The sequence below is a fragment of the Flavobacterium lindanitolerans genome (genome assembly GCF_002846575.1).
GTDB classification, from domain to species: Bacteria; Bacteroidota; Bacteroidia; order Flavobacteriales; family Flavobacteriaceae; genus Flavobacterium; species Flavobacterium lindanitolerans.
Genome location: NZ_PJND01000009.1, coordinates 12,656 through 27,760, shown reverse-complemented (window position 1 = coordinate 27,760; position 15,105 = coordinate 12,656). Strand labels below are relative to the sequence as shown.

Genomic DNA, 15,105 nt, shown 5'->3' with positions numbered 1-15,105 from the left:
AAAAGGTTGATAATTATAAATACGAGAAAAAAACGGATGTGGATTTATTTTTTTAAAACCTGCCTAAATTTCAAAACTGTATTCCGGAATCCTGCCTACTATACCTTTGTATTTGCTCTTTAGTTCTGCAAAATCTTTTTGTATATCGCCAGTCGGGTAAAAAGCCTCATTGAGTACTACCTCCTTTTTTGCATAATCAAATGCAACCGGAATTATGGGAACTTCTGCTTTCAATGCAATATAATAAAAGCCTGTCTTCCAGTCTGTCACTTTTTTACGGGTTCCTTCCGGAGCGATTGCCAGTCGGAAGATTTCTCTTTTTTTAAAAATCTCCGCTATGGCCTCCACTGTATTTTGTCGGGAGTTTCTGTTGAGTGGAGCACCACCCATCCAACGGAAATAAGCGCCGAATGGAAATTTAAAAAGTTCTTTTTTGGCGACATAATTCATCTCCAGATTGATAATGCCTCGGGCAAAAAGGCCTATGTAGAAATCATGCCAGCTGGTATGCGGCACGACAATAATAATAGATTTCTTAATTTCGGGATTCATCGTTCCTTTGATGCTCCATCCCATTATTTTGAAAAAGATAAGTTTATAAATAATACGCTTCATGCTTTATTATTTTCTGTAAATGTAACATTTATACTTATTTTTGGGCAAATTAAGTTTTGTGCTAAAAAGAATACTAAGCTACCTCCTGCCCATAAATGTTTATAAGCAGCATTCGTCCGTGAGTAAAAACCTGGAAGTCACCTGGGCCAATGGTGAATTGGTATTGGATTCTAAAAACACCAATTATTCTTATGGAAGCCTGCAGCGTATTCTTAGAATAGGATTGGAAAACATAGGTTTTGAAACTGTATTAAAAGCGGAACACATTCTTGTTCTTGGAGTTGCAGGCGGAAGCGTAATTAAAACTTTAAGTGAAGAAATTGGATTTAAAGGCAGGATTACGGGAGTAGAAATCGATTCTGAAGTACTGCAAATCGCCAATTCCTATTTTGGATTGGACAAAATCCCGAATTTAGAAATCATTGTTGATGATGCTTCTAAATATGTTTTAAAAGACAAAAACAAATACGGACTTATTATTGTTGATATTTTTCAGGATACTACAATGCCGGACTTTCTTTTTGAAGATTTTTTTCAGAAACAAATCTGTGAACTTTTAGACAAAAAGGGAATTATTCTTTTTAATACGATGTGTCTTACTGATAAAGACAGGCTGCGTAACAAAGAGTATCTGTCCAACATCAATTCGGAATTCTATACTTTACGAACTATCCCAAGAATTGAGCGTTATAACGAACTCATTATAATAGAAAAGAAATAATTGAGATTCCCAGCAAAAAATTCACTTTTAGATTTCTGTAATCTTACATTTGTATTCTATTTTGCCACTGATTGCAAAGATTGTTTTTTCCAGACTGTCCTCAGAAATTGTACATTCTGAAATCTGCTATCTTAGTCTTGTCTGCCACAAATTGTACAAATTAAACAGATTTTCATATCCAAAATCTTATATCAGAAATTTAAAATCTATTTTGCTTCGTCTTATTGTATGGTAACATGCTCATGAAGGTCTGACGAACAGGTTGCCCCATTTACACTAACCTTAACAGAAGCCGTAGCTGTATAGTTTCCTGGTTGCGAATATGTATGACTTACTTCAGTACTTGTAACTGTCTGTTGTGTTCCGTCACCAAAATCCCATTTAACAGTATTGTTCAGTGTATGGCTTCCTTCATAAGTAACGCTATAATTTACCTGCATTGGATTTTCACTGGATATAGAATGATGGGCATTTAAAAATAGGGATTCACCAAGGCAATCGACTATACTTTTACCGTCATCCTTATCACAGGCAGCAAAAGCGAAAGCAAAAATGATAATAAGAGACAGTCTTTTCATAATGTTACCGTTTAGTTTGATAACCCTAAGATAGGTAAATATTTTTAGTCTTTAAGTAAAAAGGCATTATCTTCTTTACTTTATTTCAGTACAAACTAAATGCAATTCTGCAAGTTGCAAGCTGAAATCTCACATCTGAAATCTGCAATCTTAAATCTTAAATCCTAAACCAACTTCCTCGCCTTCTCCAAATCCTCAACCGTATCAATACCAATTCCTACATGAGTGGTTTCTACCATTTTTATTTTCTTGCCATATTCCAGATATCGGAGCTGTTCCAATTTTTCAGAAGCCTCCAGAGATTTCATCGGCAGGCTGTAAAAATCCATTAAGGCCGGTTTTCTAAACGCATAAATACCAATGTGCTGAAAATAACGCACACCTGCATTTTCATCTCTCGGGTATGGGATAACTGAACGTGAGAAGTATAAAGCCAGACCACTTTGGTCAACAATTACCTTTACATTGTTTGGATTTGCAATTTCTTCCTTGTCTTTTATTTCGCGCATCAGAGACGCCAGGTCAATCTGGCGGGCTTCATCATTTCTGAATACTTCTAAAAGTTTTTCAAGCGGTTCTTTATTAATAAAAGGTTCGTCGCCCTGCACGTTTACAACAATATCAACATCCAGGTCTTCAACAGCTTCCGCTATCCTGTCGCTACCGGATTCATGTTCCTTTTTACTCATGATAGCCTTGCCCCCATTCGAAACAATTTCATCAAAGATGAGCTTAGAATCGGTGGCTACAAAAACATCATCAAAAAGCTGTGTTGAAACGGCCGCTTCATAGGTTCTGGTAATTACCGTTTTCCCACCCAAATCCTGCATCAGCTTGGCATGAAATCGGGTTGAAGCATAACGCGCTGGGATTACTGCTATTATTTTCATTTTAAATATTTTTGATTTAAGATCTATGATTTTAGATTTATGATTTTAGATTTTTGACTCTCAACTATAAACTAACGCCTATTCACTATCCACTACCAACTATAGCCTATCCACTATTCTATAAAGTTTTCATCTTTAAAGCCAATCAAATATAATTTGTCTTTAGCCCTGGTAATGGCTGTATATAACCAGCGGATGTAATCTCTGTCGATTCCATTAGGCAAATAAGGCTGTTCAACAAATACGGTATTCCATTGTCCACCCTGTGATTTGTGGCAGGTCATGGCATAGGAAAACTTTACCTGCAAGGCGTTAAAATACCTGTTTTCTTTTACTTTCTGGAATTTCCTGTAGGCTGTTCTTTCCTCTTCATAATCCAGCATTACTTCCTGATACAGTCGGTTTGATTCTTCATAGGTCAATGAAGCCGATTCGCTTGTCAATGTATCTAAAATCAAGACCGTTTCAAATGGTATCTGATTCGGATAATCCACCATTCTTATTTTTACGGTAGCAAACTTAAAGCCATACAATTCCTGCATCTTATAGATTTCCATAACTTCGACAATATCGCCATTGGCTATAAAATCGGTTTCTGTAGAATCCTTGAGCCAAAAATAATTATTTTTTACAACCATAAGGAAATCGCCTGTAGAAAGTTCACTCTCCTTATCCAGGATTCTAGTCCGGATTTGCTGGTTATAGGCATTGGCCCTTTTGTTGGAACGTACAATAAATGCGGTATCTTCCAATCCGTAATTGCTGTAGGCTGTGTGGATGGCATCCTGAATGTCATAACCGTCTGTTAGTCTGACAATATCTTTAAAATGCGTTACATCAAACTTGAAATCTTCAAAAAAGTCTTCCTCCAATTGTTCCCTCAGTTCAGTTGCATTGAACAATATTCCGGAATTTTCTTCCTGTCGCATTACTTCATCAAATTCGATGTGGGAAACTTCCATATCATAATTTCTATGTAGCAGATTAATATCCAGAGCCGGCGATATGTCAAGATTTACCGGCGGTAACTGTGCCGTATCACCCAAAAGAATCATTTTACAGTTAACTCCGGAATACACATAATATATGAGGTCGTCTAACAGTGAACCATTTTCATACATACTGGTTTCATTACCTGAATCTGAAATCATAGACGATTCGTCAACGATAAAAATCGTATTTTTATGTTTGTTCTGCTGAGTAGTAAAGGTCACTCCTCCACTTTTTGTTTTAGGATAATAGATTTTTTTGTGGATGGTATAGGCCGGCTTTTGCGAATAATTGGCAATGACCTTTGCCGCACGACCGGTGGGTGCCAAAAGCACATATTTTTTATTGATTTCTGTAAGGTTGTTGACCAAAGTCGAAATTACGGTTGTCTTTCCTGTTCCGGCATAACCTTTTAGCACAAAAATTTCATCCTGTTTGTCATTGGTCAGAAATTCAGCAATTTTCTGGAAGAAGATATCCTGTTTGACAGTAGGCTGGTACGGAAACTTCGACTTCAGGGTTTTGTAGAAAAATGCAGCATTCATGGTTTATTATTTGCTGTAAAGTTATAGATTTAGTATAAGTTTTGCCCTATAAATATGAGGAGTATGCCACAAAAAATTGTAAGTTTGCGAACACCAGAAAAAATCAATGTCGGCTAACACAAACATAACAGAAAAAAAATACAGGAAACTTTCCATTCAGGTATCTTTGAATGGATTCCGATTTTGCTGTTTTGATACTTTGAATCAGACCGTTCTGTTTGTCAAGGAAGTCGATTTTAATGATTTTGAAAAATCTATTAAGGTAGAAGATCATTACTGGCAGGCTTTTGTAAACCATAAAGAACTTACGGCAACCTATGACGAAGTAGTTGTTCTCCACGAAAACAATCTTTCTTCTTTTGTGCCAAAAGCGATGTTTGATGAAAACTATTTAGGAAGTTATCTGCAATACAGTACCAAAGTTTTTGAATCTGATTTTTTTGCCTTTGACGTTCTTGAACCTTTTGATATGGTCAATACTTACATTCCGTATGTTAATTTCAATAATTATCTGCTGGACCAGTTTGATAGTTTTGATTACCTGCACGTGAACAGCATTTTAGTGCAGAAACTTCTTGAGAATTCAAAGAATGTTTCAGAAACACAGCTATTTGTTCATGTAGGGAAAGAGCATTTCGAGATTGTCGTGATAGAAAACCAAAAGCTTTTGTTGTTTAATTCGTTTGAATACCAGACCAAAGAGGATTTTATCTACTATATCCTTTTTACAGCTGAGCAGCTAAAATTGAACCCTGAAACTTTTAAACTGCAATTGCTGGGCGAAATTTCAGAAGAGAGTGACCTGTTTAAGATTGCTTATCGTTATATCAGGAACATTTCATTGATGAATGTATTCCATACGCAAAAGCACAATGATTTTTCAACACTGGAAAACTTAAAATATTTTATCTTATTCAACTCATAAATGAGAATTATATCCGGGAAATATAAAGGAAGGCGTATTTCGCCTCCAAAAGGCCTGCCGGTCCGTCCAACGACAGACATGAGCAAGGAAGCCCTGTTCAACGTATTGAACAATTATTTCAATTTCAACGGATTGAAAGTTTTAGACTTATTTGCCGGAACCGGTAACATTAGCTATGAGTTTGCTTCCCGTGGCTGTGAAACGATTACAAGTGTTGACGGTGATTTTGGCTGTGTAAAATTTATCAAACAGACAGCCGATGAATTTGGTTTTGGCATAGCAGGAATCAAAAGCGATGTGTTTAAGTTTGTTGAAAAGAGTAAAGCGGCTTATGATATTATTTTTGCCGACCCGCCTTATGACCTTGATCAGGCAACATTTGAAAAACTCGTCGAACTTATCTTTGCCAATGAACTTCTCGAAGAAGACGGCATGATGATTATCGAACACTCAAAATATACAAAGCTGGACCACATGATTAATTTTTCGTTCAAGAAAAGCTATGGTGGCTCTGTTTTTTCATTCTTTGAAATCAACAGCGGTGAAGATGAAGAATTAAAAAATGAAGCCGAAATTACAGAAGATGACGAAGGATAATCCGCAGACATAACCGTTTGTGATTTTTGATTGATGAATAACGCTGCGGAATTATTTTATCCTTCCTGAATTTTCGTTTACTTCTTTTTCTTTATAAATAGAGTCTTTTATTTTTCCTAAAGTATATCGGATTGCTATTGAAAATTCGCAATTATCTACAAAAAATATAGCGTTGGAACGTACGTTACTGACTTCAAAATTTTCTGTAAACGTTCTGTTTCTAAACACATTGTTGTAATTGACCGTACAGGAAAGATTCTTGATAAAAGTCTTTGAAGCCGCTAAATCCAATTGAAAATAAGAGTTTCTTTGAAAAACTCCTTCATTTCTGCTCGTGAGTCCCCAGCCCGTTAAGGAAAACTGCAATTCATTTTTTAATTTAAAAACATGATTGGAATAATAATAAGCATACGGTTTAGTATCTCCAATTACTGCTGATGTGTCTTCAATTTTATTTAAAATAAAGCTGACGGTATTGTTCGAAGACCAGAAATTGCTGCTAAAAGGCAACAAAAATTCCAGATTATATCCAGTTTCTTTTTCAAAATTTTGCGGTCTGTAAATCAATAAGTTTTGCGGTTCATTATATAAAAAACCATAGTTTATTACGTTGCTGTTTTCGTAGTAGCTCAACTTTACAGATTTGTCCCTATACTGCAAATTAGCCGCTATTTCACTCGTAATAGATGGATTTAAATTGATATTGGTAGCAAAGGCAAAATACGGATTGATATAAGTAAGACCTTGGCTGGTAGATGAATAATCAGGTCTGGAAATACTTCTTCCATAATTCAGGTTCAGCGTTTTTGTACTGTCAATAGGTATACTTAGCTGCGCTTTTGGAAATAAAGTAGTATAGTCCTTATCAACTGAAACCGGCTCTCCCTCATAACGTCCGAAGATTTTCGTGTTTTCTGCCCTCACACCTGCCATCCAGGAAATCTTCATAAGTGTTCCTGATAATTGAGCATAGGCCGCCGTATTTTTTTCTTTGAGTTGGTACTTTGAATTGGAAGCCAAATCCTGCTCAAAATTTTTAATATCTAAATCTGTATGGGCAATAGCTGAAGAATATTGGGCTCCTGTCTCCCACTTCATTTCATTTTTAAATTTCTTTTCAAAATCAATCCTTCCTGAAAAGACATTTACATTGAAACCATCCTGGGTCTGTTGGAAAGGCTCGTAGCTTGTTTCATTGTAATTGTTCAAAGCACTTGTAAACGATTCCGAATTGTAGTTAGAATACTGCAATCCTGCAAAAAGAGACGCTTCCCAACTGGTTATTTTTTTATTATAATTTAAAAATGAATTGATAAAATTTTCATATTCTTTACTTTTCCCTAAAGTCCGTATACGATTTTGTTCTTCTCCAATTTTGCTGTTTGTTTTGGTAGAAAAGTCAAAATCATCATTTTTGGAGGTTCCGTTTGCGGTAAATGAAAAATCTTCTTCTTCATTAATCTTATGATAGACACTCACGCCATAGACGTATTTATCTCTGTTCGTATAGCCTGCAACCCGGTAATCAGATTGGATATTGTTTGCCGGAATCTTATAGTCACTTCCGTTGCTTTCCCAAGGATTTAACTTGTTGTAATTGAAGTTTGCCTTAAATTCTGTTTTACTTAATTTGAAGCTTGAATTCAGTCCGACATAATTATTGAATTTTTTTTAAAAGCAGCAGTTTCTAAAAAAGTCAGTTGGTAGCCTTCTTTTTTGTTTCTTTTTCTGGTAATCAATATAACAGACCTGCCTTCAGCTTCATATTTTGACGACGGATTATCAATGATTTCTATTGTTTTGATGTCCTCAACCGATAGCGCATTCAGGTCGTTCATTTCAACTTTCTGATTGTCTATATACACTAATGGCGTTCCTTTTCCTATAACCGTAATTTTTTCCCTATCCGGGCTTATTTGGATTTTGGGAAGCCTCGACAAAAGGTCTAAAGTATTGGAAACGGTTTTGTGAATTGAATTTGCGATATCAATCTTAACATTTCCGTTTTTATAAATAAATGTTTTCGTGTTTCCTTCAATGACAACTTCTTCCATTTGATTCAAGGTGTCGTTTTCTGTTTTCTGGGCAAAAGAAGGATAACTTGCCAATAGTACGGTTAGTACTACTAACCTAATTTTCATTATCAGAATTGTTTAGCCAGTTTAACCAATCTACAGCAATTTTATCCCAATTATATACTTCATAATTAACAGTACCATCCTCATTGACAGGGAAATAATTATGCTCCAGATTCAGATAGCTTTTAAAAATGCAATTGTCTTTTTTTTCGCGGATGGCTTCAATCTGAAACAAGTCATTGAACGGACCTGACCAATCTTTGGTTCCATAAGAAACCAATACCGGAATCTTTAAGCCCATCAGGTTATCTTTTTGAGGCAATGAAAAACTGTAGGTCGTTTTATAGGCATCGCCATTCGTCAGACTTGTATCGTTAGAATGTGCAACGACCTTTTTCCAATGTTCTATCGTATTTTTTCCTTCATCTATGGAATCCGTGTCAAAGCTTCTGCTCTGTGCCAAAATATTCATTATTCTTCCATAAGGATTGCCTCCTGAATAAATCAGGTGGGTGATTTTTTTATTGATAGAGGCCATTTTTGCAGCAATAGAACTGCCTTCGGAATGTCCGGCTACAACCAGTTTTTTATTCTTTACCCAACGTTCTTTAGCCAGCTGCTTTACTATGAAGTTATTCCGAAACACATAATAATCCAGATAATTTCTTTCGGTATATCCTTTGGGTGGGATTTCCTTTTCTATGTCTTTCAAATACATATAGTCTTTTCCTAATTTATTGACATCAGAAATAATTGGTATGAATGGTTTTCCGACAATAACAATATGATAGGTTTCCAAAAAGGAATTCTCATCAAATGGTAGTGTACCGTAAAGCCCTTTTTCATCATATTTTACAACAGGTTGCGGCAGACTTCCCTGGCAAAAGAAGAAAACAGGTTTGGCTAACTTTTCTTCGCCTTTTTTAGAGATAACAATAATATCAACCGGGTCGTCCTGATATTTCATGGCAATATGTCTGTAGCCGAAATCTTCCGGGATTTTCTGTGAATAGGAATAGATTTTTGAAAACAGCAGCATAATTATAAATACTTGTTTGGTTTGCATTTTGCGATTTGAAATTGTTCATATATCGTATGTAGCAAAATTGGTTTAAAAACAGACTGCGAGAGTTAATGCTAGGTTAATGCTGGGTTAATATCTTTTTTTCAGAATAAATCGCTTATTTTTGGTTCTGCAATCTGTTAGTATGAAAAAGAAAATCAACCTATTAATAGGATTCTCGGCTCTGGTTCTGGTCGTGCTTTCGGCCATACAATACTATCTGGTCAAAACTACCTATGAGTATAAAGTCGAGCAGTTCCGTTCTGAAATCAAGGCAAAAATTGCAAAAATCACCAACGATTATAGTGATATCGATTCTACCATATTCAGCAAAAAAGACTTGTTGTATAAACAATTAGCAGAAAATTATTTGCGGGATAAAAGCACACGATTCCATATTAAAAATGCCCTACTGCAAAATGAATTCAAAAGTGAACTTACCCGAAAACTACAGGAAGAATTCGAAAATGAAATACCAAACCTGACTATTGATTTTGCGATTGTTTTAGACAAATTCGTGATTTATGACGCTACAAAAGAAGCCGACACTATATTCGCAGAAAAGCCTTTCATTGAAAATAAATTATACGGTGACCTGGCTTCTCTGGACGATGCTTTTCTGATTCGGAATTATGTGGGAACTACCAGCGGTTCATTCAAAAAACAGGAACTCAATTCCGATTATAAACTTCTGACGGAAGACACCTTATACGTATCCATTAAAAACTGGGAATATATCGTACTTAAACGAATGGCACTCATTCTTATTTTTGCTGTTTTTTCCATACTCACACTAATCACCCTTTTCGTAATCGCATTAAAAGCCCTGATTAAGCAAAAGAAAATCAGTGACATCAAGACTGACTTTATCAATAATATTACCCATGAGCTCAAAACACCGCTAACCACACTTTCTGTTTCTGCAAAAATTCTGGAACGTAAGGAAATACGCGAAAATGAAGAAACCTACAACACGGTATTGGGAACCATTATTCGCCAGAATAATCGTCTGCAAAATCTAATTGACCAGGTAATGACCAATTCCTTAGGCTATGAAGAAATCGAACTGCACAAAGAAAAAGTGCTGATGCCGGACTTTTTAAATTCAATTATCAACGATTTCCAGATTGCCTATCCCGATATTTTGATTGAAAAAATGCTCGATTCCAAAAAAATCAGTATTAACCTAGATAAGTTCCACCTGACCACCGCTATCACCAATGTTTTAGAAAATGCCGTAAAATATGGCTGTACAAACATTAAGGTAAAATCTTCGTTGGAGGAAGGTCAGTTTGCCATCAGCATTTCAGATGACGGAATTGGTATTTCGAAAAACAAGCATTCCCTCCTGTTTGATAAATTTTACCGTGTAGAACAGGGCGACCTGCATGATGCCAAAGGATTGGGGTTAGGACTTTATTATGTAGACCAGATTATAAAAGCACATCAGGGAAGCATTCATGTTATTAGCGACCTTGGCAAAGGAGCTACTTTTGACCTTAGACTTCAGGTTTCCAACGGATAATTTATTTAAGCAGTGGCGATTACTATCAAAAAAGTACTTTTAGCAGAAGATGATTTTGATTTTGCAATGATTCTCAAGCAATATCTTGACCTTCATAATTTTCAGGTTTTTTGGGCCAAAGATGGCGAAGAAGCGTTGAACCTTTTCCAAAACGAAGAATTCAGTATCTGCATTTTTGATGTCATGATGCCTAAAATTGACGGATTCACACTGGCAGAAAAAATCATTAAGATTAATCCGGAAGTTCCTTTTGTTTTTCTCACAGCCCGAAAATTAAAAGACGATAAAATCAAAGGACTCAAATTAGGAGCCGACGATTATATTGCCAAACCTTTTGAAGCAGATGAGCTGGTTCTCCGTTTAAATAATATAGTAAGAAGAAGTGAAAAGACATCTCTGCCTGTTTCAGAAGAAATCCGAATTAGTGATTATGTTTTTAATCCGCAACGTCTGGAATTGAAAATCGGAGAAACTATTCAAAGAGTTACTGAAAAAGAAGGTTCCTTAATTTTTTTCCTTTACAAAAATAAAAACCAACTGTTGAAACGGGAAGAAATACTAAAAGCTGTTTGGGGAAATGATGATTTTTTTTCAGGTCGAAGCATGGATGTTTTTATCAGCCGTTTGAGAAAATACTTTGGAAATGACCCAAAAATCTCTATTGAAAGTATCCGTAATATCGGATTGGAGTTCAAACTCAAACAATAAAAAAGCAGACCTGTAAGCCGGGTTCTGTATTTCTTAAAAAGAAACCCTTATCATTTATCTAGATTCCGAATTACTCCGGAACTCAATCTACCTACCCTTCGGCAACGGACGAGCAGCCCTTAAAAGCCGATATACTTGGTATTTCACCACATAGAGTTTACCTGGTTTCACTACAGCATTACCTGTACATACTTTCTGTTGCACTTGTCCTCCCGGAATTGCTTTCGGTGACGGGCGTTACCCGCTATGTTGCTCTATGGTGCCCGGACTTTCCTCCCTCTTTTTCAAGACGGCGATAAGGCGGTCTGCGACTGCAAAACTAATACAATTAATCAAGATTTCCATTAATCTGTAATCTTACCTTATAATCTTATAAACTCAATTAACATTCCGTTAGCAGCTTCAGGGAAATTTATATTGTAAATTAGAAATACTAAAAACCAATTAAAAATATAAGTCATGGACCATCAAATGTATCATTATGCCACCGTATCCAAAGCTTTGGAAGAGTTGGCAGAAAAAGGATTCACAGTAGATTTTAATCTTGAAGCAGACCGTATTAAAGATTGTGGTGATTGCTTTGAAATTGTCCACATATACCGTTATGAAGGAGCTACCGACCCTGGAGACGAAGCAACCGTATACGGAATCAAATCGGACAAAGGTGAAAAAGGAGTCTATGTTTCCGGAGACCTGTCTTTTTCAGAAGACGAAGCAGCCCAAACTTTACATGAACTCGTAATTAAAGGCAGACAGCCTTCCGAATAAAGCATGAACCGATTAGAGGCAAAACTTCAAAAAATTGGCAGTAATCCAAAAGTAACGGCCCAGTCTGTAGGATTGAGATATGCTCCTCAAATGCATAAAGGCTATTACAGAATAAAAGGCAAAGACAATGCTTTTGTCTACAAGGATGAAAACAATACGATAATTAAAGATAAGTCTGTAATCGAAAGGATAAAAAAGCTGGTCATACCACCGGCTTGGGAGAATGTTTGGATTTCTCCTTATGAAAATGGGCATTTGCAAGTCACCGGAATTGATGCCAGAGGAAGAAAACAATACCGTTATCATCCGAATTGGAATAAAATCCGGAATCAATCTAAGTTTTACAGATTGAGACGGTTTGCAAATGCCCTTCCAATGATACGAAAACAAATCGAAAAAGATTTGAATCGTAAAGGACTTCCTTATGAAAAAGTAGTCGCGTTGGTTGTTAAACTAATCGAACTAACCCATATTCGTGTTGGAAATGATGCCTATAAAAAATTATATGGCTCTTTTGGATTAACAACATTGCGGGACAAACATGTGAAGTTTTCTAATTCATCCGTCTATTTTGAGTTTAAAGGCAAAAAAGGCGTGTCGCATAAAATAAGCCTGCAAAGTCGTAAGTTGGCCAATCTGGTCAAAAAATGCAAAGAAATTCCGGGACAGGAACTTTTCCAGTATTATGATGATGAAGGAAAACACCACTCCATTGGCTCGGCAGACATTAATAATTATCTCAAAGAAATTACACACGAAGATTTTACGGCAAAAGATTTCAGGGTATGGGCAGGAAGCGTACACGCACTGTTTACTTTTCAGGAAATAGGCCAGTTTATTACGGTTACGGAATGCAAAAGAAATATCGTTTCGGTTATTGATGATGTGGCCAAAAAGTTGGGAAATACCAGAGCTGTCTGTAAAAAGTATTATGTGCATCCTACCGTCATCGCCTCTTATGAAAAAGGTTCTATCTGGAATTACAAGGTAAAAGCTAATATTAAAAACAATAAACTGAACCCCGAAGAAGAAGCATTGGTCAGGCTCTTGAAAAAAGAAACTATTGCTGAAGTTTTAGGATAAATTAAAAATTGTCATGAAAAAAACAATCTGGCTTTTTATGGGAATCGGTTTTATTTCATGTTCCGACAAAAAAGCAAAAACTATTGAAACCACTCCTGTTTCAGATACGATTGCTGAAACTATTTTGGTTAAAACTACCGATAAAAAACAGCTTATCGTTCCGGGAAAAAGCATAGGACTTACCCATTTGGGACAAAATGCAGAAACACTCGCTGCTTTAGGACGACCTGATTTTTCTGATGCAGCTATGGGAAAAGCCTGGAGTACCTGGTATTCCAAAGACGATAAGAAAAACGAGTTGAATATTTATACAACTTATAAAAATTCTGAGATGACCGAAAAAGTAATCCGGCTTATCCGTATTACTTCTCCGGAATTTAAAACGGAAGAAGGAATTTCAACAGGAAGTTCTATAAATACAATCCGAAAAAGTTATCCAAAATTAGTATTATGTGGAAAATACAAAGATGCAGAAGGCACCGTTGAAATATATGATGCTGTAGATTTGGGAATTGCATTTGAAATCAGAAAAGAAAACTGTATCAGTATTATCGTTCATGAAACAAGCAAAAAAGTAACTGACGAATACATTACTTTCCATCCCGATATGGAACGCTTTTAAGTATAGAAAAACTAATTTTAAAACTTTTCAACAGTATTTTTTAATCTTTAAATTTAGACCTATATTTGTCGTCCAGTCAAATTTCTATGGAACATTTCGTTGTATCAGCCCGCAAATACCGTCCGCAAACATTTAAAGATGTTGTGGGTCAGCAGGCTATTACAAATACCTTGTTGAATGCTATAGAAAACAACCACCTTGCACAGGCTTTGCTTTTTACCGGACCACGTGGTGTTGGTAAGACAACTTGTGCCAGAATCCTGGCCCGAAAAATAAATCAGGAAGGTTATGATGACCCAACCGAAGATTTTGCTTTCAACGTTTTTGAGCTGGATGCCGCATCCAACAACTCGGTTGACGATATCCGAAATCTGATTGACCAGGTACGTATCCCACCACAAACAGGTCAATACAAAGTTTATATCATTGACGAGGTTCACATGCTTTCACAGGCTGCTTTCAATGCGTTTTTAAAAACCCTGGAAGAACCGCCAAAACATGCCATTTTTATATTGGCAACTACAGAAAAGCATAAAATAATTCCAACGATATTATCGCGTTGCCAGATATTCGATTTCAAAAGAATTACGGTAAAAGACGCCAAAAATCATCTGGCAGATGTAGCCAATAGCGAAGGAATTACTTTTGAAGATGATGCTTTGCACATTATTGCCCAAAAAGCCGATGGTGCGATGCGTGATGCCTTGTCTATTTTTGACAGGGTTGTCAGTTTTTCAGGAAACAACCTTACCCGATTGGCGGTAACCGAAAACCTGAATGTACTGGATTATGAAACGTATATCAACATGACCGACCTGATTTTGGAAAACAAAATCCCGGAACTGCTGATTGCTTATAATGAAATTCTATCCAAAGGTTTTGACGGACATCATTTTATTGCCGGACTTGCTTCCCATTTCAGGGATTTGCTGGTTTCAAAAACCCCTAGCACTTTGGCTTTGCTCGAAGCCGGAGAACAAGCACAGAAAATGTATGGATTGCAAGCCCAAAAAGCTTCACAGGATTTTCTTTTAAAAGGAATTGACCTGGCAAATGACTGTGATTTGAAATTCAAATCCAGCCAAAACCAACGTCTTCTTGTTGAACTTTGCTTAATGCAATTGGCCTCTATCACTTTTGATGGAGAAAAAAAAAAGTTGACGGATATATAATTCCTCCTAATCATTTCTACGGAAGAGTACTCGAAATCCCTGTAAAATCACCCGAAATTATCCAAGTCGCAACTCCTCCCGTTGTTGCTGAACCTGTACCTGCTATAGAAGAAAAACCGGAAAAAGAAATTGCTCCGGTAGCCAAGGTTGAAACATCTACTTCTATCGAAGATAAAAGTGTAACGAAAATTTCTGCCTTATCACTTTCCAGCATTAGAGCAAAAC

17 protein-coding genes and 1 other RNA gene are annotated in these 15,105 nt (G+C 36.3%); 9 read left to right on the top strand and 9 right to left on the bottom strand.

The genetic code is table 11. The features are described from left to right. Nucleotides 1-63: 63 nt before the first annotated feature. Nucleotides 64-615: a 1-acyl-sn-glycerol-3-phosphate acyltransferase gene (locus tag B0G92_RS12730; protein WP_101472499.1), complete on the bottom strand. Its 552-nt coding sequence runs from the start codon at nt 613-615 to the stop codon at nt 64-66. 58 nt (nt 616-673) lie between these two features. Here B0G92_RS12730 and B0G92_RS12725 point away from each other — a divergent pair, with 58 nt between their 5' ends. Next, entirely contained in the window at nt 674-1,336 is a 663-nt protein-coding gene (locus B0G92_RS12725) for a spermidine synthase (protein ID WP_101472709.1), read from the top strand. A 221-nt stretch (nt 1,337-1,557) separates the two neighbouring features. Here B0G92_RS12725 and B0G92_RS12720 read toward each other — a convergent pair whose 3' ends face one another. The 3 genes from B0G92_RS12720 to B0G92_RS12710 all read right to left on the bottom strand — a co-directional run bounded on the left by B0G92_RS12720 (nt 1,558) and on the right by B0G92_RS12710 (nt 4,339). After that, nucleotides 1,558-1,914: a PKD domain-containing protein gene (locus tag B0G92_RS12720; protein ID WP_101472498.1), complete on the bottom strand. Its 357-nt coding sequence runs from the start codon at nt 1,912-1,914 to the stop codon at nt 1,558-1,560. A gap of 164 nt (nt 1,915-2,078) precedes the next feature. Beyond that, a complete protein-coding gene (kdsB, locus tag B0G92_RS12715) occupies nt 2,079-2,804 on the bottom strand; it encodes a 3-deoxy-manno-octulosonate cytidylyltransferase (protein WP_101472497.1) in 726 nt (241 codons plus the stop codon). A gap of 113 nt (nt 2,805-2,917) precedes the next feature. Continuing rightward, nucleotides 2,918-4,339, bottom strand: coding sequence for an ATP-dependent DNA helicase (locus B0G92_RS12710; RefSeq protein WP_101472496.1), 1,422 nt, complete (start codon nt 4,337-4,339; stop codon nt 2,918-2,920). A gap of 106 nt (nt 4,340-4,445) precedes the next feature. On the opposite strand from B0G92_RS12710, the gene B0G92_RS12705 reads away from it, so the two are divergent. Together B0G92_RS12705 and B0G92_RS12700 are read left to right on the top strand one after the other, a co-directional pair. After that, entirely contained in the window at nt 4,446-5,264 is an 819-nt protein-coding gene (locus tag B0G92_RS12705) for a DUF3822 family protein (protein ID WP_056067471.1), read from the top strand. Then, nucleotides 5,265-5,861: an RsmD family RNA methyltransferase gene (locus B0G92_RS12700; protein ID WP_101472495.1), complete on the top strand. Its 597-nt coding sequence runs from the start codon at nt 5,265-5,267 to the stop codon at nt 5,859-5,861. A gap of 51 nt (nt 5,862-5,912) precedes the next feature. On the opposite strand, the gene B0G92_RS12695 is transcribed toward B0G92_RS12700, so the two are convergent. From B0G92_RS12695 to B0G92_RS12690, 3 genes are all read right to left on the bottom strand, one after another. Beyond that, nucleotides 5,913-7,340 carry an outer membrane beta-barrel family protein gene (locus B0G92_RS12695; protein ID WP_245867863.1) on the bottom strand — a complete coding sequence of 476 codons (1,428 nt, stop codon included), beginning with the start codon at nt 7,338-7,340 and terminating at the stop codon, nt 5,913-5,915. Nucleotides 7,341-7,504: 164 nt separating this feature from the next. Continuing rightward, the gene (locus tag B0G92_RS16805; RefSeq protein ID WP_245867862.1) at nt 7,505-8,002 is read right to left on the bottom strand and encodes a hypothetical protein; all 498 of its coding nucleotides are present in this window, start codon (nt 8,000-8,002) and stop codon (nt 7,505-7,507) included. Further along, on the bottom strand, nt 7,992-9,005 hold the full coding sequence (locus tag B0G92_RS12690) for an alpha/beta hydrolase (RefSeq protein WP_101472494.1): 1,014 nt from the start codon (nt 9,003-9,005) through the stop codon (nt 7,992-7,994). Before B0G92_RS12690 ends, B0G92_RS16805 begins: the two co-directional genes overlap by 11 nt. Nucleotides 9,006-9,147: 142 nt before the next feature. Between B0G92_RS12690 and B0G92_RS12685 the strand changes: the two genes are divergently transcribed. Together B0G92_RS12685 and B0G92_RS12680 are read left to right on the top strand one after the other, a co-directional pair. Beyond that, complete coding sequence (locus tag B0G92_RS12685; RefSeq protein WP_101472493.1) at nt 9,148-10,527, top strand: sensor histidine kinase; 1,380 nt, start codon at nt 9,148-9,150, stop codon at nt 10,525-10,527. Between the two features lie 24 nt (nt 10,528-10,551). Next, nucleotides 10,552-11,235: a response regulator transcription factor gene (locus B0G92_RS12680; RefSeq protein WP_101472708.1), complete on the top strand. Its 684-nt coding sequence runs from the start codon at nt 10,552-10,554 to the stop codon at nt 11,233-11,235. Here the strand turns inward: B0G92_RS12680 and rnpB are convergent. Then, an RNA gene (rnpB, locus tag B0G92_RS12675) (RNase P RNA component class A) lies at nt 11,233-11,547 on the bottom strand. The genes B0G92_RS12680 and rnpB overlap by 3 nt on opposite strands. A 147-nt stretch (nt 11,548-11,694) precedes the next feature. On the opposite strand from rnpB, the gene B0G92_RS12670 reads away from it, so the two are divergent. The 4 genes from B0G92_RS12670 to dnaX all read left to right on the top strand — a co-directional run bounded on the left by B0G92_RS12670 (nt 11,695) and on the right by dnaX (nt 14,880). Beyond that, nucleotides 11,695-12,003, top strand: coding sequence for a hypothetical protein (locus tag B0G92_RS12670; RefSeq protein ID WP_056067482.1), 309 nt, complete (start codon nt 11,695-11,697; stop codon nt 12,001-12,003). A 3-nt stretch (nt 12,004-12,006) separates the two neighbouring features. Beyond that, entirely contained in the window at nt 12,007-13,086 is a 1,080-nt protein-coding gene (locus tag B0G92_RS12665; protein ID WP_101472492.1) for a DNA topoisomerase IB, read from the top strand. 13 nt (nt 13,087-13,099) lie between these two features. After that, nucleotides 13,100-13,708, top strand: coding sequence for a hypothetical protein (locus B0G92_RS12660; RefSeq protein ID WP_101472491.1), 609 nt, complete (start codon nt 13,100-13,102; stop codon nt 13,706-13,708). A gap of 86 nt (nt 13,709-13,794) precedes the next feature. Beyond that, the gene (gene dnaX, locus B0G92_RS12655) at nt 13,795-14,880 is read left to right on the top strand and encodes a DNA polymerase III subunit gamma/tau (RefSeq protein WP_101472490.1); all 1,086 of its coding nucleotides are present in this window, start codon (nt 13,795-13,797) and stop codon (nt 14,878-14,880) included. A gap of 16 nt (nt 14,881-14,896) precedes the next feature. Here the strand turns inward: dnaX and B0G92_RS12650 are convergent, their stop codons facing one another. Beyond that, nucleotides 14,897-15,094 carry a hypothetical protein gene (locus tag B0G92_RS12650; protein ID WP_101472489.1) on the bottom strand — a complete coding sequence of 66 codons (198 nt, stop codon included), beginning with the start codon at nt 15,092-15,094 and terminating at the stop codon, nt 14,897-14,899. Nucleotides 15,095-15,105 lie beyond the last annotated feature (11 nt).

What these genes read in the sequence shown, in the direction of transcription:
- B0G92_RS12730 (WP_101472499.1), bottom strand. Translation starts at nt 615, where the DNA reads ATGAAGCGTATTATTTATAAACTTATCTTTTTCAAAATAATGGGATGG.
- B0G92_RS12720 (WP_101472498.1), bottom strand. Translation starts at nt 1,914, where the DNA reads ATGAAAAGACTGTCTCTTATTATCATTTTTGCTTTCGCTTTTGCTGCC.
- kdsB (WP_101472497.1), bottom strand. Translation starts at nt 2,804, where the DNA reads ATGAAAATAATAGCAGTAATCCCAGCGCGTTATGCTTCAACCCGATTT.
- B0G92_RS12710 (WP_101472496.1), bottom strand. Translation starts at nt 4,339, where the DNA reads ATGAATGCTGCATTTTTCTACAAAACCCTGAAGTCGAAGTTTCCGTAC.
- B0G92_RS12705 (WP_056067471.1), top strand. Translation starts at nt 4,446, where the DNA reads ATGTCGGCTAACACAAACATAACAGAAAAAAAATACAGGAAACTTTCC.
- B0G92_RS12700 (WP_101472495.1), top strand. Translation starts at nt 5,265, where the DNA reads ATGAGAATTATATCCGGGAAATATAAAGGAAGGCGTATTTCGCCTCCA.
- B0G92_RS16805 (WP_245867862.1), bottom strand. Translation starts at nt 8,002, where the DNA reads ATGAAAATTAGGTTAGTAGTACTAACCGTACTATTGGCAAGTTATCCT.
- B0G92_RS12690 (WP_101472494.1), bottom strand. Translation starts at nt 9,005, where the DNA reads ATGCAAACCAAACAAGTATTTATAATTATGCTGCTGTTTTCAAAAATC.
- B0G92_RS12685 (WP_101472493.1), top strand. Translation starts at nt 9,148, where the DNA reads ATGAAAAAGAAAATCAACCTATTAATAGGATTCTCGGCTCTGGTTCTG.
- B0G92_RS12670 (WP_056067482.1), top strand. Translation starts at nt 11,695, where the DNA reads ATGGACCATCAAATGTATCATTATGCCACCGTATCCAAAGCTTTGGAA.
- B0G92_RS12665 (WP_101472492.1), top strand. Translation starts at nt 12,007, where the DNA reads ATGAACCGATTAGAGGCAAAACTTCAAAAAATTGGCAGTAATCCAAAA.
- B0G92_RS12660 (WP_101472491.1), top strand. Translation starts at nt 13,100, where the DNA reads ATGAAAAAAACAATCTGGCTTTTTATGGGAATCGGTTTTATTTCATGT.
- dnaX (WP_101472490.1), top strand. Translation starts at nt 13,795, where the DNA reads ATGGAACATTTCGTTGTATCAGCCCGCAAATACCGTCCGCAAACATTT.
- B0G92_RS12650 (WP_101472489.1), bottom strand. Translation starts at nt 15,094, where the DNA reads ATGCTGGAAAGTGATAAGGCAGAAATTTTCGTTACACTTTTATCTTCG.